Origin of the sequence: Methylobacterium sp. WL19, assembly GCF_008040005.1 — a bacterium.
GTDB classification, from domain to species: Bacteria; Pseudomonadota; Alphaproteobacteria; order Rhizobiales; family Beijerinckiaceae; genus Methylobacterium; species Methylobacterium bullatum.
Genome location: NZ_VRVC01000035.1, coordinates 18,849 through 39,026 on the forward strand (window position 1 = coordinate 18,849; position 20,178 = coordinate 39,026).

Consider the following 20,178-nt stretch of genomic DNA (forward strand, 5'->3'; position numbering starts at 1 on the left):
ATGCCGCGAGCGGCAGAGGTCAGTTGCAATAGGGCAGCAGGGACCGGCCGAAGGGATCGTCCACGCCCAGCGCCGGCTTGAAGCCGTAATAGCTCGGTTTCCCGAGCCCGTAGGTCGATCCGACATAGCTCGGATCGTCCGGCGCGTCGGTGGGGATGGGCACGCTTCTCGGGATACAGGCGACCCGTCGGGGTCTCGCACGCTCCCGTCGCGGCGTGCTGTCCTCGTCCGCGCGCGGGAAGTAACGCGGCGGCGGCTCGGCTCCCGGGACAGGGCGGTTGGCCTCCACGCCGTAGGGGGTGGACCAGCGCTCCCGCGCGTCGGCGGCCCGGGCCGGGCCGCACAAGACGGACGCGACGAGGCCTGTCACGACGAAACTCGCCGCGATCACCACCCTCGCGGCATGGCCTCCTGCTGTCTCGCGCCCTCGGCTCATGTCATCCCGCTGCGTGCTCCCGTCGCCGGAAGCCCTGTCGATGGGCGTTCACCGCCCAACTCACCGTCCCTGGACGAGGGTCGAAATTCTCAGAACAGGGTGAACGAAAGGTTACCGCCGCAAAGCCCGACCATCGAGATCCGCCAACCGGGTGACCGGCTCGGCGGAAGGCCTGTCGATCTTGAACGGCTTCGACAGGTTGCCGGCTAATCGAGCCAGGTCCGGCTTCGCTTCCTCGGCTCGGCCATAGAGCGACGCGTCGAGGGCCGAGAGCGCCTCAGCGATGACGGGAGTGGAGCGCCAGAGGCGCGCGAGGTCGGGTTGGCGCTCGAAGACCGGGTCGAGGGCGGCGCGGAAACCCGGTCCATCGCTCGCCTCCGCGTAACGTGTGAGCTCGCGGCGTGTCGCACGGTCGAGGCGCAGGGTCCGAGAGCGCCTCGGAATGCCAAAGCCGATGAGGGCAAGGCCGAACCCGAAGGCGCCCACGGCCGCAGCCGCTACCACCATCGGCGAGGCCGGAGCCACGGGTTTGGCATCCTCGTCCCGATCGGGCAGGCCTCCGCCGATCTGCCGGGCCGGGATTTCCGCCTCGCGCAGGGTCCGCGAGACGGTGTCGAACCAGGAAATGGTGATGGCATCGAGCGGGACGATTTCGGTGACGGCGGGGCGCACGTCCCATTGATAGGTCGCCCGCGCCACCGGCCCCGTCGGGGTGATGATGGTCTCGCGGGTCACGGGCCCCGCGAAGGTGAGGATGCCGCGTGTGCGCATCACTGGCCGCGGTGGCAGCCCTTCGGCCACCAGCCCCTGCGCCTCCAGGGTGACGATGCGTCTCGTGGTCTCGCCGATCTTCACCGTTTCGGGGTCGGGGCTCCAGGAATCGGTGATGGTCACGTCCCGCGCCGGCAGCCACCACGGCTCCTTCACGTCCGGACCGCCCACCGGTTTCGTCCAGGTGGCGACGGGCAGCGAGACCGGGACGGAGGGAACGTCCACCACCTTGCGGGTGCCGCCATCGTTGATGGTGAGGCGGTGGATGAACGGGTCGATGGTGAAATCGCCCGGATGGTGCGGGAAGATCGCGATGGTGCGGTCGAAGGCCACCGCCACCTGTCCGTCCGGCAGGCGGGTCTTCGACCAGGTGTCGCGACCGAGCTGGGTCCAGCTGAAATTCGCCAGCGACGGCTGGACCACCTCCTCCAGCAGGATCGCCTGCCGGTAGACGCCGCGAATGTGGAGCAGCACCATCTCTCGCGAGAACGGCGCCGCGTTTCCGTTGAGCTCCGGCGTCACCGTCAGGGTGAGGTCGCCGGGGGAGATTTCGGCATGGGCCGGAGCGGCGAGGAGCAGGAACGCGCCGAGCATGAGGACGCCGCGCCGTCCGTGATCCCTCCCCCCTCTGCGGGGGAGGGTGGCCCGCGAAGCGGGTCGGGAGAGGGGAGCGCCGGTTCCGGGGCGGTCGCCCCCTCTCCTGCCTGCTCCGCAGGCACCCTCCCCCGCAAAGGGGGGAGGGTTGGTATCCGAGCGATACACGCCAATCACCATGGGTTGCTTCCCGCCGGGACCGCCGTGCCCGCTTCCACACGCACCGCCTGCTCGGCTTTCAGGCGCAGCTTGAGATACCGGCCCGGATCGTCGGGCAGGGTCTGGAGCCAGAGGCGGTCGGGGCGGATTTCGTGCGCCTCGAAACTCTTCGTCACGCGCCGCACCTCGCGTTCCGGAGCGGCGGCGACCATGGCGGAACCGGCGCCCGTGCGTCCACGACCGGCGGCATCGCTGGCCGAGCCCCTCGCTTCCCCTTTGCCGGAATCGACCGATTGCTGCTCGGCCTTGCCGCGCCGCGCCACCTTGCTGTTGCCCGGCGTCGAGGAGGAGGTGCCCCCCTCCTTGTTGCCGGCCAGTCCCTCACCGACGGAGGAGGCCTTCATGTCGTCGTTCGGGTCCTGGTTCGAGGTCTTGTTGTAGCGCGAGCCCACCGTCGCCGTGGCATTGGCGAGGCCGCCGCCCTTGCCCGGATCGCCCGGCCCCTCGGCGACGAGACGCGCGACGAGTGAGCGGTTGGCCTGCGCATCCGCATCGCGCGGGTTGTATTGCAGGGCGACGTCGTAGGCGTCGATGGCGCCCTGGTAGTCGCCGGAACGCGCGAGCGCATTGGCGAGATTGTAGGCGTTGCGCCGGCCGCCGTTCCGGAAGATGGCGATGGCCTCCTCGTAGCGACCCGCCTCGTAGAGCGCGGGGCCGCGCCAGGCCGGATCGGCAAGAATGGTGGCGGCGGCACCGGGCAGGTCGAGGCTCATCAGGCTGCGACCGAGCGTCGTGCGCGGCTCGGAGACCAGGGTGAGGCCGAGAATGCCGGCACCGGCCAGAGTGACGCCGGCGATCCTCGCCCAGCCGGTCCAATGCCGGAGGAGAGGAAGACGATCGGACAGGGAGAGACGCGCCGTGCTCATCAGGCGCTCCTGCGGAACAGGACGAGGGCGGGAAACAGGGCGAGCAGGATCAGCCAGCGTCCGAGGTCGGCGAAGGCGAGCACGGTGTAGCCGCCCGCCGCCAGATGCTGCGCCGTGCTGGCACCCACGATGTCGAGGAGGGCGGCGGGCCTGTCGAGATCGACGGTCACGCCATTGCCCGCGCCGGTGACGCGGTCGAGAGCTGTCCGGTCGGGTTTCGGCGAACCGTCCGGCAGGGCCTTGGTGGCCGGCACGAACACCGCATGGAGGTGCCAGCCCTTGGTCCGGATCGCAGTGGCTTCGCGCAGGGCCGCATCGCCGATCCCGTCGCCATCGGTGACGAGGACCACGTCCCCGGCGATGACCCCAGCTTCTTCCAGGGTCCGGCGCGCAATGGCGAGGCCGCGCTCCGGATGGGTGCCGCGATCGGGCACGGTGTCGCCGTCGAGGGCGAAGAGGACGAGGCTGAGGGCGTCGCGGTCCGTGGTCGGCGGGGCTGCGAGATAGGCGTCGCCGGCATAGACCACCACGGCGACGCTGCGGGTGCCCGCTGCCTGGGCCACGCTGTCGGCGATCTGGCGGACCTCCTTGAGATGACCGCCCTCGGCCACGGAGCGCGAGAGATCGATGACGACCACCGTCGCATCGAGGTTGCGGAAGGTGGCCGCATCGGGACGCTCGATGGCCGGCCCGGTGAGGGCGAGGGCGATGATCCCGGCCGCGATGGCGGCGGCGAGGTTGGCTTGGCGCCGCCCGCCGAGGACGGCCCCCCGCGTCTCGAGGAAGGCCATGAGGCCGGGATCGACGGCCTTCGCCCAATCCCCCAGCGGGGCCGAGCGCCAGGCCGCGCGCAGGGCGAGGACGAGGATGACGGGAATCGCCAGGAGCCACCATGGCCGCAGGATGGCGAGGGAGAGAAGGGCGCTCATGCCTTGCGCCTCGCCACCAGCAGGCCCGCCGCGCACAAGAGAGCGAGGCCGGCCGGCCAAGGCCAGAGGTCCTGGCGCAGGGGCACCGGGGGAGCCTTGGCCCGGCCTCCCTCGATGGCGTCGATGGAATCGGCCATGGCGATGAGGTCGTCGGTGGTCTTCACGCGGAAGAAGGTGCCGCCGGTGGAAGCCGAGATCTCGCGCAGGGTCTCGGCATCGACGACATCCTGCTCGCCGTCGGCATTGGACATGTCGCGGGGGCCGAGGGCAATGGTGTGGACCTTGACGCCGAGTTCCTTGGCCAAGGCCGCCACGTCGCGCGGCGTGGTCTGGCCCGCATTGTTGGCCCCGTCCGTCATCAGCACCACCACCTTCGATGTGGCCTGCGGGATGTCGGACGCCTCGCCGGAGGTCGCCGGCACCAGCCGCTTGAGGGCGAGGCCGAGACCGTCGCCGATGCCGGTGGAACGGCCGACGAGGCCGATCGTCGCCTCGTCGAGGGCGCGCGCCACGGTATTGGTGTCGAAGCTCGGGCTCGCGGCCACGTAGGATTCGTTGGCGAAGATCACGAGGCCGATCCGGTCCCCGGCCCGGCGGCGGATGAAGTCGGTGCCCACCCGCTTCACGGCGGTAAGCCGCGTCACGGTCTCGCCGTCGATGGCGAAGTCCCGCCTCTCCATGCTGCCGGACAGGTCCATCACCAGCATGATCTCACGGCCCGAGGCCGGAAGCGCGGTGGCGGGCAGGACGAGGCGGGGTCCGGCGAGCGCCGCGACCAGGGCGGCCCACAGGGTCCAGATCAGGAACGAGCGACCGCGCCCGCGCGCCGCCACGCCATCCCCCCGGGCGGAGCCCATCACGACGGTGGCCGGAACGCGCAAGGCGCCGCTCGATCCCATCCGCTCGGGCGGCAGCAGCCGGGCCGCGAGGAAGGGCAGCGGCAGGAGCAGCAGCGCCAGGGGTGCGGCGAGATCGAAGGCCGAGAGGAAGGCGGTGAACCAGGCTGGCATCGGCTCAGGCCCTGATCCGCGCGAAGAGGCGGCCGAGTTCGGAATCGAGGGTCTCGACGTCGGCCGGGGAGGAGCGCCGGTACAGGCCCTCCGTCACGACCCTGCCGACGCCCTCGCTGAAGACATCCGTGGCGAAGAGGCGGTCGAGGGTGGCGGCCCAGTCGCGTCCCTGGGTCGAGGCGGCCTCGTCGCCGGCGAGCGTCCGGGCGAGGCGCCGCAACAGGCGGGCCTGCGCGATGAGGCGTGCCTCCGGGGGAAGCGCCCGCGTCTCGGCGAGGCCGCGCAGGGCCGAAGCCCGCACCGAGGCTTTCGAGCGCGCCCGCATCAGCCTGACGAGGCCGACGAGAAGGGCCGCAACGAAGCCCAGCGCGATGGCCAGCACCACCTCGCCCTGCGCGCCGCTGCCCGCATCGGCCGGCAGGTGCAGGCCGCGCAGCTGGGTGAGATCGGTGGGAGAGGCGAGGGGGGTCACGCGCTACAGCACCGCATCGAGACGTTCCATCAGCGGAGCATAGGCCTCGGGGCCGGCCTCGGCGTCGAGGCGCAGGCCCTCGATCCCGCGTCGGGCATAGGCGATGAGTCGGTCGTCGGGTGCGCCGTCCGTATTGGCGGCGGAACGCCCGACCTGAACCGTGCCGCGCTGCCCATCCGGCGTGGCGAACGGAAAGAACCCCGCCGGCTTCCTGCGCTCGAACGCATCGCTGACGAGGACGAGGCGGATCGACAGGCGCTCGGCCAGCACGGTGAGCAGGTGGTCGAATTCAGGCCCCGGCGCGTCCAGCGCGCTGCCGATGACGAGATGTCCGCCGGACGGAAGCAGGCTCGCCGCCACGGTGAGGCTTCGGTCGAGGGGAGGGTCCGTCCTGTCCGAGGCCGCGAGCGCCTGGGCGTGGGCCATGGCCAGCGCACCCGTCACCGCCGTCATGGCCCGCTCGCCGCCGCCGGGACGGACCACCACCGGCTCCCCCGAGGACGCGGCCACGAGGCCGATCCGGCCGCCATCGCCGACGATGCGCCAGCCCAGCAGCACCAGGGCTTCGGCCGCCGCCACCGAGCGCAGGGCGCGGCGCGTGCCGAACAGCATGGAGGGGCGGAAATCCGCCAGCAGCACCACCGCGCGGTCGCGCTCGTCATGGTGGGTCCGCACGTGGAGGATGCCGGTGCGGGCGGTGGCGTTGCGGTCGATATGGCGGCGGTCGTCGCCCTCGGACCAGAGCCGCACGTCGTCGGGCTCCGATCCGCGTCCGCGCCGCCGCGTGACGATGCCGCCGGGAAGGCCCGCCAGGGTGCGGGTGGCCGGCGAGATCCCGCGCCGCGCAAGGTGGCGCAGGCCCATCAGGGCCTCGCCCGACAGATGGATGCCGGGTCCGTGCGCGGAACCTGTCGGGAGGCCGGGATTGGACGCCATGGCTGTGTCTACGCGACCATTCCGCCTCAGAGCGCCCGGACCCGCTGGACGAGGCCCGTGATGATGCCCCGCGCGGTCTGTCCCTCGGCGGCGGCGCGCCAGGTGAGACCGATCCGGTGCGCCAGGGCGTCGGCGGCGAGATCGGAGATATCCTCCGGGATCACGTGGTCGCGGCCGCGCAGATAGGCCCGCGCCTTGCCGGCGAGCATCAGCGCCAGCGTCCCGCGCGGGGAGGCCGGATGCTCGATCGAGGCGCGGAGATCCGGGGCGGCCTTGTCGGTGCGGGTGCCGGCCACGAGCCGCACCAGATAATCCTTGAGGGCCGACGAGACGTGGACATTGAGGGCCGCCGCGCGCGCGGCGCGGATCTCCGCCACGGTGAGCTTCACCGACATCGCCTCGGCATGGTGGTTCAGTTCGCCCTCGACGAGGTCGAGGATGCGGCGCTCGGAGGCCTCGTCGGGCATCTCCACCACCACGTGGAGGAGGAAGCGGTCGAGCTGGGCTTCCGGCAGGGGGAAGGTGCCCGCGTGCTCGATGGGGTTCTGGGTCGCCACCACCATGAACGGGTCGGGCAGGACATGGGTGTGACCGGCGACCGTGATCTGGCCCTCGGCCATGGATTCCAGTAGCGCCGACTGGACCTTGGGCGGGGCGCGGTTCACCTCGTCCACGAGGATCAGCGAATGGAACAGCGGGCCGGGCAGGAACTCGAAATCGCCGGCATCCTGGCGCCAGACGGTGGTGCCGGTGAGATCGGCCGGCATCAGATCGGGCGTGCACTGGATGCGGGCGAAGCTGCCGTCGAGCCCGTCCGACAGGCGCTTGACCGCGCGGGTCTTGGCGAGGCCGGGCGCACCCTCGATGAGGAGATGGCCACCAGTGAGAAGCCCGATGAGCAGGCGCTCCACCAGGGTCTCCGCGCCGATGAGCCCATGGCTCAACCCATCGCGCAGGGCGAAGACGCGGGCACGCAGGGCCTCGTCGGCGACCGGCACCGTCGAGGTGGCGGGACGCGTGGCCAATGTCGCATTACTCATGAGCGGGTCATGATCGTGGCAGGGCCGGCGTACAGCACCATGCGCGTCTCCTCGGGCGGATTCTTAAGAGATCCCTATGTCGATCGGGTGTGCATGCAGCGGAGCACCGGCGTCAATCCCGTGGGACGTTTCCCGTGAAACACGAGGGTGAGATCGGGCAGAATGCCCGACCACCGGGATTTCATGAAGTCGAGTGCATGCAGAGCGGATTTCTCTGCCGATCCGAAGGATTTAGGCCGGAATTCGGCGTTATGTCGCATCCCGCGCGACGCCGGTGGAAACCGAGGGACGGCCTCCCGGTTTCCGTCTCAACCCAGCGGGCAGACTGGAGCAGACCATGAGTGCGGACCTCTTCCCCGGCTTCAGCGCGGACTGGATCGACATTCCGGAGGGGCGTTTCTTCGCCCGCAGCGGCGGCCGGGACGATGCGCCTCCCGTGATCCTCCTCCACGGATTTCCGCAGACCCATGCCTGCTGGCACCACATCGCGCCGGCTTTGGCCGAGACCCATCGCGTGGTGTGCCTGGATCAGAAAGGCTACGGCTGGTCGGAAGCGCCCAAGGGTGACGCCCGCCACGACGTCTATTCCAAGCGCCGCATGGGACGCGACGTGGTGGCGGTCATGGAGCGGCTCGGCCATGTCCGCTTCGCACTCGTGGGTCACGATCGCGGCGCGCGGGTGGGCTACCGCCTCGCCCTCGACGAGCCGGGCCGGATCGAGCGCCTCGCCCTCCTCGATATCCTGCCCACCCTCGTCCAGTGGGAGCGGATCGAAGCCGATCCCGACGTGTCGTCGCATTGGGCATCCCTGGCCCGGCCGGCCCCCCGTCCGGAGGAGGAGATCGGCCGCGATCCGGTCGCCTATTTCGAGGGGCTCCTCCGGCAATGGAGCAACGCCCGAAGCCTCGACCCCTTCGCTTGGGAAGCCTTGCGCCTCTATCGCGACAACTGGACCGTTCCCGAGCGCATCCACGCCTTCTGCGAGGATTACCGGGCCGGCGCGACCCGCGACCGCGAGGCGGATCTGGACGACCTCGCGGCGGGCAAGACCTTGTCCTGCCGGACCCTGATCCTCACCGGAGACGGCTATCTCGACCATTCGCACGAGACCCCGCTGGCGGCCTGGCAGCGCACCTTCGCGCCGAAGGCCGTGGCCGTGGACATCACCTCCGGCCATTTCCTGGCGGAGGAGAACGCTCCCGAAACCCTCAAAGCCCTGCGGGCCTTTCTCGATGGCTGACGCGCGAAGCGTCACCGTTTCGTCATGGGCCGGCGACATGCAGCGCCCATGACCGCGCTCTTCGCCTCGCCGCTCCCGGAATTCGTCAATTCCGCCATCAGCCTCGTCGTCGCGTTCGTCCTCGGCACGATGATCGGGGCCGAGCGGCAGTATCGCCAGCGCACGGCGGGCCTGCGCACCAACGTGCTGGTGGCGGTGGGGGCCGCGGCCTTCGTCGATCTCGGCATGCGCCTCGAAGGAACGCGCGGCGCGGTGAGCACGGTCGCCTACGTCATCTCGGGCGTCGGTTTCCTCGGGGCCGGCGTCATCATGAAGGAGGGGATGAACGTCCGCGGCCTCAACACCGCCGCCACGCTCTGGTGTTCGGCGGCGGTGGGGGCTTTCGCCGGCGCCGACTTCCCCCTGGAGGCCTGTTTCGTCACGGCGGCGGTCCTGTCCGGCAACACCCTGCTGCGGCCCCTCGTCAACGCCATCAACCGCGTTCCCATCGACGAGAGCCAGACCGAGGCCACCTACGAAGTGCAGATCACGGTTCCGGCCGAACATGCCGGCCCCGCCCGCGACCTTCTCGTGGAACGGCTGGAGGCGGCGCATTATCCGGTCGGGGGAACCGAAGTGGTGGAACGCGGCGAGGAGACGGTGGAAGTGGTGGCGACCCTGGTGGCGACGGCGGTGGACTCCGCCGAACTCGATGCCGTGGTGGCCGGGTTGGAGCGCGACGAGCGGATCAGCCATGCGACCTGGTCGGTCCAGACCGCCGATTGAGCGCGCTCGCGGCCATTGCCGCCGCGTGGAAACGACCAACCTAGACCCGTGATGCCGGGCTCCGCCCCGGTGGTGGAGAGCCCTTGCCATGACCGAAGCACGCAAGAACGCATTGATCGTCGGGGCCTCGCGCGGCCTCGGCCTCGGATTGGTGGAAACGTTCCTCGCCCGCGGCTGGGCGGTCACCGCCACGCAGCGCTCGCCCTCCGCCGGATTGGCGGCGCTCGCCTCCGATGCGCTCTCCATCGAGACCGCCGATATCGACGATGACGGGGTGGTGGCCGCCCTTCATGACCGGCTTGCGAACCAGCGCTACGACCTGATCTTCGTGGTGGCGGGCGTGGCGACCCAGGCGCACGACCCCGCCCATGACGTCCCGCGCGATGTCGCCGCGCAGGTCTACCTGACCAACGCCATCAGCCCGATCCGCTTCGCCGAGCTGTTCCGCGACCGGCTGGCGGGCAACGGCCTCATCGCCTTCATGAGTTCCATCCTCGGCAGTGTCGCCCTCAACGAGAGCGGCGGATGGGAGACCTACCGCGCGAGCAAGGCGGCGTTGAACACCCTGGCGATCAGCTTCGAGATTCGTCACCGCGACGAGGGATTTGGCGTCCTCCTCCTCCATCCCGGCTGGGTCCGCACGGAGATGGGCGGAGAGGAGGCGGATATCGACGTGACGACGAGCGTCACCGGACTCACGGATGTCATCGAGGCCCGGCTCGGCAAAACCGGCATCGCCTATCTCGACTATACCGGCGCGACCCTGGCCTGGTAGGCGCTCAGCGCCGTCCGTCGAGGGGGCGGCCGCGCCGCTCCACCACCACCGGCGGGCGGGTGCGGCGCTCGACGATGACGGTACGCGGCGCCCGGCTCGGGCCGCCGGCGGTGAGGATGCGCTCGGAGATCCGCTCGGGCTTCGGCTTCTCGGCGGCGAGCACGTGCGGGCGCACCTCGTCGAGGGGAAGACCGATCAGGCCGGCGGCGATCTCGACCTGCTGTTCGAGATCGTCGGCGAGATCCTGAGCGGCGGCGATCGCCTCGGGGATCGTCGGCGGTTCGCGCCGGACACGGATCGGCGGCAGATCCTGAAAGGATTTCGGCGTCTTCTTCACGACTCGGCCCGCGCTCCACACCAACCGAGGATAGCGCGACGGCGGAGAGAGTGCATTGCACCATTTCGACGACGCACCCACGCGTTCCATGCATCCCCCCATCACCGCCGGATTTTCCCGCAGATCCGGCGAAAGTTGCTCTGCCTGCATCCGCATGGTCGTCAAATTGCCCATGGAACGGGCATCATATGGTGTCGATATGTCGCATCCGTAAAGCGATGAGCGACCCGATCCTCGCGCCGTTGCATGCGGCCACGCCGCCGCCGATACTGGCCGGACCATGTTTCCCATCACCGATCTCTCCGACGCCAGGCTGGTCCCGGCCCGCCCCGATCTGGCCGATATCCGGCTGCGGGGCCGTGTGGATGCCGCCCGCTACGTCGCAGGGCAAAGCGCCCGCCTCATCGCCGCCTCGGCCCCGTTGCGGCGCAGGCCGAGCGGGGACGCGGGGATCGAGACCGAGGCGGTGATGGGCGATCCCGTCACCCTCTACGACACGGGAGAGGGCTTCGCCTTCGTGCAGCTCGAAAACGACGGCTATGTCGGCTACCTGCCGGAGGCCGCCATCGCCCTGGATGTTCCGCCCCCGACCCACCGGGTGACGGCCCTGCGGACATTCCTCTATCCGGCCGCCAACATGAAGCGGCCGCCCCTGGGCCATGTGAGCCTCGGCGCCGGGCTCGGCATCGCCGGGCGGGAGGGCGATTTCCTGCGCCTCGCCGACGGTGCCCATACCTTTCACGATGGTGCCTTTGCCGACGGCGCTTACGTCTTCGCCGATCATTGCGCGCCCGTCGGCATCGTGGAGCCCGATCCTGCCGCCACCGCCGAGCGTCTCGTGGGCACGCCCTATCTCTGGGGCGGGCGCACCAGCCTCGGGCTCGATTGCTCGGGCCTCGTCCAGCTCTGCCTCGCCCTGGCGGGCATTCCGTCTCCCCGCGACGCGGACCAGCAGGAGGCGGGTCTCGGCACGGCGCTGCCCACGCGTCTCGACGGCTTGGTTCGGGGCGACCTCGTCTTCTGGCGAGGCCATGTGGGGATGATGCTGGACGAGACCCGCCTCATCCACGCCAACGGCCACCACATGACGGTGGCGGTGGAGCCCCTGGCGGGAGCGGTGGAGCGCATCGCCGAGAAGAGCTACGGCGCCGTGACGTCGATCCGGCGGATCACGAGTTCAGTCGGGTCTTGATGCGGGTGATCAGCCCGTCGCGGACGTCGCGGTAGGCGTCGAGGCGCTGCTCGCGGGAGGCTTCCTGCATCAGCGTCGGGTCCGGCGTCGGCCAGTACTCCACGTCCACGGCGTTGGTGCGGGTGACCTCCAGGGCCGCGTGGTGGGCCTCGGGCGACAGGGTGATGATGAGGTCGAAGTTCAGCCCCTCCCATTCCTCGAGTTCGAGGAGGGTCCGGGGCCGGTGCTTGGAGGCGTTGATGCCGATCTCGTCGAGGGCCGCCACCATGAACGGGTCGGCCGGCTCGCCGGAGCGGACGCCCGCCGACTGGACATAGGTGGACTTGCCGAAATAGTGGCGCGCCACCGCCTCCGCCGCGAGGGACCGCACGGCGTTGAAGTTGCACATGAACAGCACCGACTGCACGCGCGTCTTCTTCGGGCCGGCCTCTTCCGCCATCCGGTGACTGCCTCGGGCTTCAAACGACGGGGAGGGCGCTCACGCCTTCCAGTGCAAGGCGAAGACCAAGGTGAACAGGCGTCGCGCGGTGTCGTGGTCGAGATCGACCTTGCCCTCGAGGCGCTGCCGGAGGAGTTCGGAGGCTTCGTTGTGCAGGCCGCGCCGTCCCATGTCGATCGCCTCGATCTGGGTCGGCGAGGCGGTCTTGATCGCGTTGTAGTAGCTCTCGCAGATCATCTCGTAGTCGCGGATCACCCGGCGGAACGGGGTCAGCGACAGGAGATGGGTCATCACCGGCTCGCCGTCCTCGCGGCGGATCGCGAAGGAGAGCTTGTTCTCCACGAGGCCGAGGGTGAGGGCGTAGGGTCCCTCGCGTCCGGGAATGGAGAAGTGGTTCTCCTCCAGGATGTCGAAGATCGCGATGGCGCGCTCGTGCTCTTGGTCGGGGTTGCCCCGGCCGATGGAATCTTCGTCGAAGGTCACCGCCGCGAGGCGGTGGATGGATTGTGACGCATCTTCAGTGGCTTTGGCCGTCATCCTACCCACTTTCTGGGGCCGCGCCGAGCACGCTGTCGTCCCATCATCGAAAACAGCGTCTCGAACCTGCCCGCGCCTATCTTCCACCAAAAACTGCCTTCGTCATGCCCCCGTCGAAGATCCATTCACCTTCATGAGCACAACGCGTTAGAACCAGGACATCGTGGTGAGGCTCTAATCGGGCCACGCATTCGTCTTTATGATCGCTTTTACCGAACACCGACCGTTTGATGAGAATCTTACCGAGTTGTCCTCTCCAGGATGCTCGAAGATCGCCTCCATCTCCTGCATCAAACCAGAATCCGTCGATTTTCCCATTTGAGCGAAAACAATATGTCAGTTCGCTCGTCGGCCAACGGATCAGAGGAGAAAATCGTTCTCTTTTCCAACATTTCCCCTCTATGCCCGCGTAATCGGCCGAAGCAGTTCCACAAGCGAAAAGCATGGCGGCGCCGTGTAACAGGACGGCTACGACTCGTCTCGGTCTCACGACGGTTGCCAATACTTGAGCGCCGATCCGTAAATATCCTCACAAATTCAGGCGGATCGCCACCGAGCGGGCGTGGCCGTCGAGGCCCTCCGACCGTCCCAGGGCGATGGCTGCCGGCCCCAAGGCCCTCAGCGCCGCGGGATCGCAGCGCAGGATCGTCGTCCGCTTCATGAAATCGAGCACGCCGAGGCCCGAGGAGAACCGGGCCGAGCGGGCGGTGGGCAGCACGTGGTTCGGGCCGCCGACGTAATCGCCGATGGCTTCCGGCGTATGGCTGCCGAGGAAGATCGCGCCGGCATTGCGGACCTTGGCGGCCAGGGCCTCCGGGTCGGCGGTCTCGATCTCCAGATGCTCCGGGGCGAGGCGGTCCACCAGGGGGACGGCCTCGTCGAAATCGCGGACGCGGACGATCGCCCCGTAATCGCGCCAGCTCGCCCGGGCGATGTCGGCCCGGGGCAGGGTGGCCAGAGCGCGTTCCACGGCGCTCTCCACGGCGTCGGCGAGCTCGGACGAATCGGTGATGAGGATCGACTGGGCGGCCACATCGTGCTCGGCCTGGGCGAGGAGGTCGGCGGCGACCCAATCGGGGTTGGCGTGGCCGTCGGCGAGGATCAACACCTCGGACGGGCCGGCGATCATGTCGATTCCGACCTGCCCGAAGACCCGGCGCTTGGCCGCCGCCACCCAGGCATTGCCGGGTCCGACGATCTTGGCCACGGGGGCGATGGTCTCGGTGCCGTAGGCCAGCGCCGCCACGGCCTGAGCGCCGCCGACGCGGTAGATCTCGCTGACACCGGCGAGGTCGGCGGCGGCGAGCACGAGGGGGTTCATCTGCCCCTCCGGCATCGGCACCACCATGACGACGCGCGGCACCCCCGCGACGCGGGCGGGAATGGCGTTCATCAGGACGGAGGAGGGGTAGCTCGCGGTTCCGCCGGGCACGTAGAGGCCGACCGATTCGAGCGCCGTCCAGCGCCAGCCCGAGGTCACGCCGATCTCGTCGGTGGCCATGTGGTCGCCGGGTACCTGGCCGCGATGGAAGGCTTCGATGCGGGTCGCCGCGAGCCGCAGGGCGTCGAGGGCGTCGGCCGGACAGGCGGCGATGGCCGCCCGCACCTCATCGGGCGTCACCCGAAGAGAGGTGGCGGAAAAATCCTCGCCGAGCCGGTCGAAGCGGCGGGTGTAGTCCACCAGGGCCGCGTCGCCCCCGGAGACCACGCCGGCGATGATCCCGCGCACGGTCTCGTCCACATCCTCGGAAATCTCGCGCTTGACGCTGAGAAGACCGGCGAAGGCGGCGGCGAAATCGGCGTCGCGGCTGTCGAGGCGCATCATCAGGCGGAATCTTTCAAGACGTTGTCCTTGGCGGAGGGGACCGTGCCCGCTTGTCCCCGGATCGCGGCACGGCCGGCTTCCGCCGCCTCGTGGTCGGGGCGGCCTTCCACCTCCCAGACCGGACCGAGATCCTTCAGCCGCGCCTCGATGCATTCCACATCGAGCTGGATCGCCGCTTTGCCGGCAAAGACCAGGGTGACGGTGCCGGAGGGGTCCTCCTTCGGCTCGAAGGTGACGGCCAGCAGGCTGAGCGGCTCGTCGGAGGTGGAGCCGGGCGTGATCCCGCGTGCGCGCACGGCCATGACCCGCTCGAAATGGAGGCCGGTGAGGCGCCGGCGCGGGGCCTCGGCATCCGGCGTCGACCAGTCGAAACGCCGCCCGACCAGCACGAAGCGGTGCGACGACGCCAGATAGGCGAGGTCCTGCGGGCGCAGGACCGCATCCTGGAGATGAGCCGAGAGGATGGCGAGATCCTCCGCGTCGAGGGCAGCGAGCTTGAGGAGCTCCATGTCGGGTTCGCATCTGGCCGGACACCGCCGGATCGGGCGCCGGGTGTGAAAGTGGGTCGGCCGTAGGTAGCGAGGCGGCCGCCCTGCGGCAACCGCGCGGCCCGGAACAATTGCAGCGTGCCGGCGAGACGGGCCGTTCGCCGCGGCGACGTCAGACGACGTTCATGCGGAAGGAACTATGCCTTCGCAGACTTCCGAATTGGGATATCCAAAGCCATGACCGCCGGACCTGTACGTCGTATCGCCCTTGCTGCCGTCACCGTCCTGACGGTGGCGGCCGGCCTAGGGTCAGCCCAAGCCCAGGTTCCGCACTATCCCGACGACGGCTACAACCGGCCCACCTACGACCGGTCGCCCTACGGCGACGACCGGTCGCGCGGCTACGATCGCTACGATCGCTACGATCGCTATGCCCGGCCGTACGACGATGGCGAGCGCCGTCCCCTGCCGCCGCGATACGGACGCCAGCGCATGGGCAGCGTTTGCGTCACCTCGCGCGGCAATTGCCCCGCCTATCCGAGCCCGATCCAGTCGCCCTGCCGCTGCGACATCCCGGGCTTCGGCCCCAAGCGCGGCAACGTGCTGGAATAGGGCCTTCGTCCGGGAGGCGCGGACCGCCTCCCGGGTCGGACAGGGTGGTCAGGAGCGGACCCGGCTGATCTCGGCGCCGCAGCGGCCGAGCTTGGCCTCCAGCGCCTCGAAGCCGCGGTCGAGATGGTAGACCCGGTTGATGCTGGTCTCGCCCTCGGCGGCGAGGCCGGCGATGACGAGGGAGACCGAGGCACGCAGGTCGGTCGCCATGACCGGGGCGCCCTTGAGGCGCTCCACGCCGTCGACGATGGCCAGATCCCCTTCGAGCCGGATCTTGGCGCCGAGGCGCGCCAGTTCCTGCACGTGCATGAAACGGTTCTCGAAGATGGTCTCGCGGATGTGGGACTGGCCCTTGGCCAGGGTCATCAGCGCCATGAACTGCGCCTGCAGGTCGGTGGGGAAGCCCGGGAACGGGTCGGTGGTCACGTCCACCGCAGCGATGCCGCCGCCATTGCGCCGGATGCGGATCGTGTCGGCGGTGCTGGTGATCTCGGCACCCGTCGTCGTCAGCACGTCGAGTGCGCTGTGCAGCAGGTCGGCCCGGGTGTTCTCCAGGGTCACGTCGCCCCCCACCATGGCGGCCGCCATGGCGTAGGTGCCGGTCTCGATCCGGTCCGGCAGGACGGTGTGGCGGGCGCCGTTGAGGCGCGAGACGCCCTCGATGGTGATGCGCGGGGTGCCGGCCCCGGAGATCCTGGCGCCCATCTTGATGAGGCAATCCGCGAGATCGACCACTTCCGGCTCGCGGGCGGCATTCTCGATCAGGGTCGAGCCGTTGGCGAGCGATGCCGCCATCAACGCCACATGGGTGCCGCCCACCGTGACCTTGGGGAAGTGGATCTCGCCGCCGCGGAGGCCGTTCTTGGCCTTCGCCACCACGTATCCGCCATCGATCTCGACGGTGGCGCCGAGGCGCTCCAGGGCCATCAGCATCAGGTCGATGGGCCGGGTGCCGATGGCGCAGCCGCCGGGCATGGAGACGCGGGCCTCGCCGAAGCGCGCGAGCAGCGGCGCGATGACCCAGAAACTCGCCCGCATGGTGGAGACGAGCTCGTAGGGCGCGGTGGTGTCGATGACGTTGGAGGCGGTGAGCCGGATGGTCTGGCCGGTCTCCGTCGTATCACCGGGGCGCTTGCCCACCACCATGTGGTCGACGCCGTGGTTGCCGAGGATGCGCAGCAGGGCGTGGATGTCGGCGAGGCGCGGCACATTCATGAGTTCGAGGGATTCCCCCGTCATCAGGCTCGCGATCATCAGGGGCAGGGCCGCGTTCTTGGCGCCCGAGATCGGGATCACGCCGTGGAGCGGCTTTCCGCCGATGATGTTGATCCGGTCCATCGTCGTCCTTCGCGCGGCGTCCTGCCCGTTCCCGTGACGGGAGGGCGGTGCCGTCCTGGTTCTGCAAACAGTGGCGGTGCGCTCGCGGCACGGCCTTATCGAGCCGCCTATACGTGAGTTTTGTCCGAAAAAGGATCGTCAGCCGTCTGCGTCGCGATCCGGCTTCGCGTTCGGTCGCTCGCCGGCATCGCCGGTTTCCGCCGCGGCGCTGGCCTGCCCGCGGACCCGCGTCTGGGCCTTGCGGCGCTTCAGGTTGTCTCGCAGGGCCGCCTTCAGCCGTTCGTTGCGCGTGGCGTCGTTCTTCATGGCGATCACTGCGCGACCCTTCGTCGCCAGGGCGAAATACCGGCTTTGCCACCCGGTCTCAACAGGCGCAGAGCTGGAATGCAGGAGTCGACTTGAACCAATTCCAAGTTCGCCTGTATCGTCGGGCTCGTGGCGTCGAAATCAGCACCGTCTGATTCCTTCCGCGCCATGCGAAGCGAGATCGTTGCGCCAGCGGGAATCATGGTCGTCGAGACCCGCAGCGGAGAGTTTGGTGCTTCGGAACAAGCCCTTTGTAACGATGCTGCTGCTGAATGCAGACGAGCGGATGCCGGAGCCGCCGAGAGCGGCGCTGCCATGCGGTCGGCCATAGCGTGAAGGACGGATGCCCGTGAATCGGATGCCCGCGATGACGATGATCAGCGATACGACGACGCCCCGCGATTCCTCCAGCCAGGGATCGTCCACCCGCGCGTCGTTCGGGCAGGGCCGGACCGATTACGAGAGCTACTTCCGCAAGGCCGTGGACCGTCTGCACGACGAGCGCCGCTACCGGGTGTTCGCCGATATCGAGCGGATCGCCGGGCGCTTCCCCACGGCCAACTGGCGCCGTCCGGACGGCAGCACCCGCGAGATCACCGTCTGGTGTTCCAACGACTATCTCGGCATGGGCCAGCATCCGGACGTGGTCTCGGCCATGACCAAGACCGCCGCCCGCTGCGGCGTCGGCGCCGGAGGCACCCGCAACATCGCCGGCAACAATTCGCCGCTGGTGGACCTGGAGCGCGAGCTCGCCGACCTGCACGGTAAGGAGGCGGGCCTCGTCTTCACCTCGGGCTACGTCTCGAACCAGGCCGGCATCTCCACCATCGCCAAGCTGATCCCGAACTGTCTGATCCTGTCGGATGCGTTCAACCACAATTCGATGATCGAGGGCGTGCGCCATTCGGGCTGCGAGAAGCGCATCTTCCGCCACAACGATCTCGCCCATCTCGAGGAACTGCTGATCGCCGCCGGGGACCGCCCCAAGCTGATCGCCTTCGAGAGCGTCTACTCGATGGACGGCGACGTCTCCGACATCGCCGCCATCTGCGATCTGGCCGACACATACGGCGCCATGACCTATCTCGACGAGGTCCATGCGGTGGGCCTCTACGGGAATCGCGGCGGCGGCATCGCCGAGCGCGACGGGGTGATGCACCGGGTCGACGTGATCGAGGGGACGCTGGCCAAGGGCTTCGGCTGCGTCGGCGGCTACATCACCGCCTCGACGGTCCTGTGCGACGCCGTGCGCAGCCATGCGCCGGGCTTCATCTTCACCACCGCCCTGCCGCCGGCCATCGCGGCCGCGGCCCGCGCCTCGGTGCGCTACCTCAAGCGCTCGCAGGTGGAGCGGACGGCGCACCAGCGCCAGGCCGCCCTCACCAAGGTGGCGCTGGAAGAGGCGGGCCTGCCGGTGCTCCCCACCGAGACCCATATCGTGCCGGTGATGGTGGGCGATGCCGAGCTGTGCAAGGCGGCGGCCGACCATCTCCTCGAGCAGCACGGCATCTACATCCAGCCGATCAACTACCCCACCGTGCCGCGCGGCACCGAGCGCCTGCGGATCACGCCCTCGCCGTTCCACGACGCGGCCCGCATCGCCAGGCTGACGGCGGCGCTCACCGAGACCTGGGACACCCTGGACCTGCCCCGCGCCGGCACGGTGTTCGTCGAGGCGGCGGAGTAGGAAGCGGTCAGTTCAGCCGCCAGAGCGTGACGGTGAGCAGAGTCGCGAAGGTGACCCAGGCGGCGTAGGGCACGAGCAGCCACGCCGCCAACCGGTCGAAGCGCCAGGACAGGCGGATGGTCCAGAGGATCATCACCAGCATCGCCGCGGCGACGATCCCCGCCCAGCCGAGGGCATGGGCCGAGAAGAAGACCGGCGACCACGCCGCGTTGAGCGCCAGTTGGGCGGCGAAGGCACCGACCGCCAGATTCCAGGCCCGCCGCGTCGGCCCCGTCGCCGGAGTCACCCCGAGCAAGCGCCAGAACGACAGCGCGATCATCGCGTAGAGGATCGTCCAGGCCACCGGGAACAGCCAGTTCGGCGGGTTGAAGCCGGGCTTCGTCAGGCCGGCATACCAGCCCTCGATGTTCGGCGTGGTGCTGAGCGAGCCGATCACCGACGTGGCCACGACGGGCAGGATGGCGACCGCGAGTCTCGCTATCGGAGAGAGCGGCGAGCGATACGGAATGTGAGACGTGGTCATGCCGATGTCTTACCCGTATCGCGATCCTCCGTTCCGGTGACGTGGGGGCCGAACCCGACGAGATCGTCGAGGGAGATGGCCAGGGCCGAGGCGAGCCTGCGCAGGGTCTCGATCGTCCCCTCCCGTTTCCCCGTCTCGATCTGCGACAGGTAGGCCTGTGCGATGCCGGCTTTGTCCGCGAGAATTGCCGCCGTCATTCCACGATGGTCGCGCCAGACACGGATGCGATTCTCGCCCGAGAGCAGTCGTTCGACGATCGCCGAGGGCACGAGTTCCTCTTCACCAAGGGCCAGCTTGCGCTGGAACTCGGTGACGGCGAGGCGATCCTCCGCATTCTCGGCGGCTTCGAGAAGAGCTTCGTATTCCGCTTCCGGCAACACGACGAGCCGCTCGCCCCCTGCCGTCACGATCGTCTGGGCACCCATGGCGAACCGTCCTGATTCAATCGTATGCGCTACCGCGAGGTGCGATTCTGATGATGGCGAGGATCTGCCCGTCCTGGGTGAACAGGATTCGCCAGTCGCCGACCCGCAGGCGGTAGACGCCGAGCTGGCCTTTCAGAGCCTTCACGTTGTTGGCCTGAGACGCAGGATTTCCGGCATATTCGTCGATCTTCGTTCGAATGAGTCTCGCTACGTTCGCCGGCATGCGAGCCAGTGCCCTCACGGCATCCTTGCTGTAGGCAACCTGCATCATAACGTTAGCGGATAGCGAAACTCATCGCGGTCGAACATAGCATTCCGCTATTGTTTCGCCACGTCTCTCCCAAGGGTCAAGCGGCCCATCTGCCGGAACGAAACCCATGTCCGAATCCGCCGACGGCCCCTCCTCCGCACATCCC

Annotated in this window: 24 protein-coding genes; 6 read left to right on the forward strand and 18 right to left on the reverse strand. The window is 69.1% G+C overall.

What is annotated here, in order from left to right:
* Positions 1–19 precede the first annotated feature (19 nt).
* The 8 genes from FV220_RS09445 to FV220_RS09485 form a co-directional block, all read right to left on the reverse strand.
* A complete protein-coding gene (locus FV220_RS09445) occupies positions 20–436 on the reverse strand; it encodes a hypothetical protein (protein WP_043764381.1) in 417 nt (138 codons plus the stop codon).
* Positions 437–547: 111 nt separating this feature from the next.
* Entirely contained in the window at positions 548–1,801 is a 1,254-nt protein-coding gene (locus FV220_RS09450) for a BatD family protein (protein WP_147831002.1), read from the reverse strand.
* Positions 1,802–1,974: 173 nt separating this feature from the next.
* Positions 1,975–2,886 carry a tetratricopeptide repeat protein gene (locus FV220_RS09460; protein WP_187273370.1) on the reverse strand — a complete coding sequence of 304 codons (912 nt, stop codon included), beginning with the start codon at positions 2,884–2,886 and terminating at the stop codon, positions 1,975–1,977.
* Positions 2,886–3,815: a vWA domain-containing protein gene (locus tag FV220_RS09465; RefSeq protein ID WP_147831004.1), complete on the reverse strand. Its 930-nt coding sequence runs from the start codon at positions 3,813–3,815 to the stop codon at positions 2,886–2,888. Before FV220_RS09465 ends, FV220_RS09460 begins: the two co-directional genes overlap by 1 nt.
* The gene (locus tag FV220_RS09470; protein ID WP_147831006.1) at positions 3,812–4,825 is read right to left on the reverse strand and encodes a VWA domain-containing protein; all 1,014 of its coding nucleotides are present in this window, start codon (positions 4,823–4,825) and stop codon (positions 3,812–3,814) included. Before FV220_RS09470 ends, FV220_RS09465 begins: the two co-directional genes overlap by 4 nt.
* A gap of 4 nt (positions 4,826–4,829) precedes the next feature.
* A complete protein-coding gene (locus FV220_RS09475) occupies positions 4,830–5,297 on the reverse strand; it encodes a DUF4381 family protein (RefSeq protein WP_056160545.1) in 468 nt (155 codons plus the stop codon).
* A 3-nt stretch (positions 5,298–5,300) separates the two neighbouring features.
* A complete protein-coding gene (locus FV220_RS09480; RefSeq protein WP_238254231.1) occupies positions 5,301–6,161 on the reverse strand; it encodes a DUF58 domain-containing protein in 861 nt (286 codons plus the stop codon).
* Between the two features lie 98 nt (positions 6,162–6,259).
* Entirely contained in the window at positions 6,260–7,273 is a 1,014-nt protein-coding gene (locus FV220_RS09485; protein ID WP_147831008.1) for an AAA family ATPase, read from the reverse strand.
* Positions 7,274–7,610: 337 nt separating this feature from the next.
* On the opposite strand from FV220_RS09485, the gene FV220_RS09490 reads away from it, so the two are divergent.
* From FV220_RS09490 to FV220_RS09500, 3 genes are all read left to right on the forward strand, one after another.
* Positions 7,611–8,513: an alpha/beta hydrolase gene (locus tag FV220_RS09490; protein WP_147831010.1), complete on the forward strand. Its 903-nt coding sequence runs from the start codon at positions 7,611–7,613 to the stop codon at positions 8,511–8,513.
* Between the two features lie 48 nt (positions 8,514–8,561).
* A complete protein-coding gene (locus FV220_RS09495) occupies positions 8,562–9,278 on the forward strand; it encodes an MgtC/SapB family protein (RefSeq protein ID WP_147831011.1) in 717 nt (238 codons plus the stop codon).
* Between the two features lie 88 nt (positions 9,279–9,366).
* On the forward strand, positions 9,367–10,053 hold the full coding sequence (locus FV220_RS09500; RefSeq protein ID WP_147831013.1) for an SDR family oxidoreductase: 687 nt from the start codon (positions 9,367–9,369) through the stop codon (positions 10,051–10,053).
* A 4-nt stretch (positions 10,054–10,057) separates the two neighbouring features.
* On the opposite strand, the gene FV220_RS09505 is transcribed toward FV220_RS09500, so the two are convergent.
* Complete coding sequence (locus FV220_RS09505) at positions 10,058–10,390, reverse strand: hypothetical protein (RefSeq protein WP_018045951.1); 333 nt, start codon at positions 10,388–10,390, stop codon at positions 10,058–10,060.
* Positions 10,391–10,679: 289 nt separating this feature from the next.
* Between FV220_RS09505 and FV220_RS09510 the strand changes: the two genes are divergently transcribed.
* Positions 10,680–11,582, forward strand: coding sequence for a C40 family peptidase (locus FV220_RS09510; RefSeq protein WP_147831028.1), 903 nt, complete (start codon positions 10,680–10,682; stop codon positions 11,580–11,582).
* On the opposite strand, the gene FV220_RS09515 is transcribed toward FV220_RS09510, so the two are convergent.
* The 4 genes from FV220_RS09515 to FV220_RS09530 all read right to left on the reverse strand — a co-directional run bounded on the left by FV220_RS09515 (position 11,560) and on the right by FV220_RS09530 (position 14,892).
* Positions 11,560–12,021 carry a low molecular weight phosphatase family protein gene (locus FV220_RS09515; protein WP_147831015.1) on the reverse strand — a complete coding sequence of 154 codons (462 nt, stop codon included), beginning with the start codon at positions 12,019–12,021 and terminating at the stop codon, positions 11,560–11,562. The two genes, FV220_RS09510 and FV220_RS09515, sit on opposite strands and share 23 nt — an antisense overlap.
* A 39-nt stretch (positions 12,022–12,060) precedes the next feature.
* Positions 12,061–12,558: a UPF0262 family protein gene (locus FV220_RS09520; protein ID WP_056160552.1), complete on the reverse strand. Its 498-nt coding sequence runs from the start codon at positions 12,556–12,558 to the stop codon at positions 12,061–12,063.
* 529 nt (positions 12,559–13,087) lie between these two features.
* On the reverse strand, positions 13,088–14,383 hold the full coding sequence (hisD, locus tag FV220_RS09525) for a histidinol dehydrogenase (protein ID WP_147831017.1): 1,296 nt from the start codon (positions 14,381–14,383) through the stop codon (positions 13,088–13,090).
* On the reverse strand, positions 14,383–14,892 hold the full coding sequence (locus FV220_RS09530) for a DUF2948 family protein (RefSeq protein WP_056148785.1): 510 nt from the start codon (positions 14,890–14,892) through the stop codon (positions 14,383–14,385). The genes hisD and FV220_RS09530 overlap by 1 nt, the downstream gene beginning before the upstream one ends.
* Before the next feature lie 216 nt (positions 14,893–15,108).
* Here FV220_RS09530 and FV220_RS09535 point away from each other — a divergent pair, with 216 nt between their 5' ends.
* Positions 15,109–15,483, forward strand: coding sequence for a hypothetical protein (locus FV220_RS09535; RefSeq protein ID WP_147831019.1), 375 nt, complete (start codon positions 15,109–15,111; stop codon positions 15,481–15,483).
* A gap of 48 nt (positions 15,484–15,531) precedes the next feature.
* Here the strand turns inward: FV220_RS09535 and murA are convergent, their stop codons facing one another.
* On the reverse strand, positions 15,532–16,821 hold the full coding sequence (gene murA / locus FV220_RS09540) for a UDP-N-acetylglucosamine 1-carboxyvinyltransferase (RefSeq protein ID WP_056148788.1): 1,290 nt from the start codon (positions 16,819–16,821) through the stop codon (positions 15,532–15,534).
* A gap of 138 nt (positions 16,822–16,959) precedes the next feature.
* Entirely contained in the window at positions 16,960–17,136 is a 177-nt protein-coding gene (locus tag FV220_RS25455; RefSeq protein ID WP_187273371.1) for a hypothetical protein, read from the reverse strand.
* 334 nt (positions 17,137–17,470) lie between these two features.
* Here FV220_RS25455 and hemA point away from each other — a divergent pair, with 334 nt between their 5' ends.
* Positions 17,471–18,814, forward strand: coding sequence for a 5-aminolevulinate synthase (hemA, locus tag FV220_RS09545; protein WP_056160558.1), 1,344 nt, complete (start codon positions 17,471–17,473; stop codon positions 18,812–18,814).
* Positions 18,815–18,821: 7 nt separating this feature from the next.
* Here the strand turns inward: hemA and FV220_RS09550 are convergent, their stop codons facing one another.
* Genes FV220_RS09550 through FV220_RS09560 form a run of 3 tightly spaced genes read right to left on the reverse strand, consistent with a single transcriptional unit; the run spans position 18,822 to position 20,033 of the window.
* The gene (locus tag FV220_RS09550; RefSeq protein ID WP_147831022.1) at positions 18,822–19,337 is read right to left on the reverse strand and encodes a TspO/MBR family protein; all 516 of its coding nucleotides are present in this window, start codon (positions 19,335–19,337) and stop codon (positions 18,822–18,824) included.
* The gene (locus FV220_RS09555) at positions 19,334–19,762 is read right to left on the reverse strand and encodes a helix-turn-helix transcriptional regulator (protein ID WP_018045962.1); all 429 of its coding nucleotides are present in this window, start codon (positions 19,760–19,762) and stop codon (positions 19,334–19,336) included. Before FV220_RS09555 ends, FV220_RS09550 begins: the two co-directional genes overlap by 4 nt.
* 16 nt (positions 19,763–19,778) lie before the next feature.
* A complete protein-coding gene (locus FV220_RS09560) occupies positions 19,779–20,033 on the reverse strand; it encodes a type II toxin-antitoxin system RelE/ParE family toxin (RefSeq protein ID WP_056160562.1) in 255 nt (84 codons plus the stop codon).
* Between the last annotated feature and the right edge of the window lie 145 nt (positions 20,034–20,178).

Excerpts from the sequence above, each read along its gene's own strand:
- FV220_RS09530 (WP_056148785.1), bottom strand. The coding sequence starts at position 14,892 with ATGGAGCTCCTCAAGCTCGCTGCCCTCGACGCGGAGGATCTCGCCATC.
- murA (WP_056148788.1), bottom strand. The coding sequence starts at position 16,821 with ATGGACCGGATCAACATCATCGGCGGAAAGCCGCTCCACGGCGTGATC.
- FV220_RS09535 (WP_147831019.1), top strand. The coding sequence starts at position 15,109 with ATGACCGCCGGACCTGTACGTCGTATCGCCCTTGCTGCCGTCACCGTC.
- FV220_RS09480 (WP_238254231.1), bottom strand. The coding sequence starts at position 6,161 with ATGGGCCTGCGCCACCTTGCGCGGCGCGGGATCTCGCCGGCCACCCGC.
- FV220_RS09515 (WP_147831015.1), bottom strand. The coding sequence starts at position 12,021 with ATGGCGGAAGAGGCCGGCCCGAAGAAGACGCGCGTGCAGTCGGTGCTG.
- FV220_RS09445 (WP_043764381.1), bottom strand. The coding sequence starts at position 436 with ATGAGCCGAGGGCGCGAGACAGCAGGAGGCCATGCCGCGAGGGTGGTG.
- hisD (WP_147831017.1), bottom strand. The coding sequence starts at position 14,383 with ATGATGCGCCTCGACAGCCGCGACGCCGATTTCGCCGCCGCCTTCGCC.
- FV220_RS09460 (WP_187273370.1), bottom strand. The coding sequence starts at position 2,886 with ATGAGCACGGCGCGTCTCTCCCTGTCCGATCGTCTTCCTCTCCTCCGG.
- FV220_RS09470 (WP_147831006.1), bottom strand. The coding sequence starts at position 4,825 with ATGCCAGCCTGGTTCACCGCCTTCCTCTCGGCCTTCGATCTCGCCGCA.
- FV220_RS09550 (WP_147831022.1), bottom strand. The coding sequence starts at position 19,337 with ATGACCACGTCTCACATTCCGTATCGCTCGCCGCTCTCTCCGATAGCG.
- FV220_RS09500 (WP_147831013.1), top strand. The coding sequence starts at position 9,367 with ATGACCGAAGCACGCAAGAACGCATTGATCGTCGGGGCCTCGCGCGGC.
- FV220_RS09520 (WP_056160552.1), bottom strand. The coding sequence starts at position 12,558 with ATGACGGCCAAAGCCACTGAAGATGCGTCACAATCCATCCACCGCCTC.
- FV220_RS09490 (WP_147831010.1), top strand. The coding sequence starts at position 7,611 with ATGAGTGCGGACCTCTTCCCCGGCTTCAGCGCGGACTGGATCGACATT.
- FV220_RS09495 (WP_147831011.1), top strand. The coding sequence starts at position 8,562 with ATGACCGCGCTCTTCGCCTCGCCGCTCCCGGAATTCGTCAATTCCGCC.
- FV220_RS09560 (WP_056160562.1), bottom strand. The coding sequence starts at position 20,033 with ATGATGCAGGTTGCCTACAGCAAGGATGCCGTGAGGGCACTGGCTCGC.
- FV220_RS09555 (WP_018045962.1), bottom strand. The coding sequence starts at position 19,762 with ATGGGTGCCCAGACGATCGTGACGGCAGGGGGCGAGCGGCTCGTCGTG.
- hemA (WP_056160558.1), top strand. The coding sequence starts at position 17,471 with ATGCCCGTGAATCGGATGCCCGCGATGACGATGATCAGCGATACGACG.
- FV220_RS09465 (WP_147831004.1), bottom strand. The coding sequence starts at position 3,815 with ATGAGCGCCCTTCTCTCCCTCGCCATCCTGCGGCCATGGTGGCTCCTG.
- FV220_RS09450 (WP_147831002.1), bottom strand. The coding sequence starts at position 1,801 with ATGCTCGGCGCGTTCCTGCTCCTCGCCGCTCCGGCCCATGCCGAAATC.
- FV220_RS09485 (WP_147831008.1), bottom strand. The coding sequence starts at position 7,273 with ATGAGTAATGCGACATTGGCCACGCGTCCCGCCACCTCGACGGTGCCG.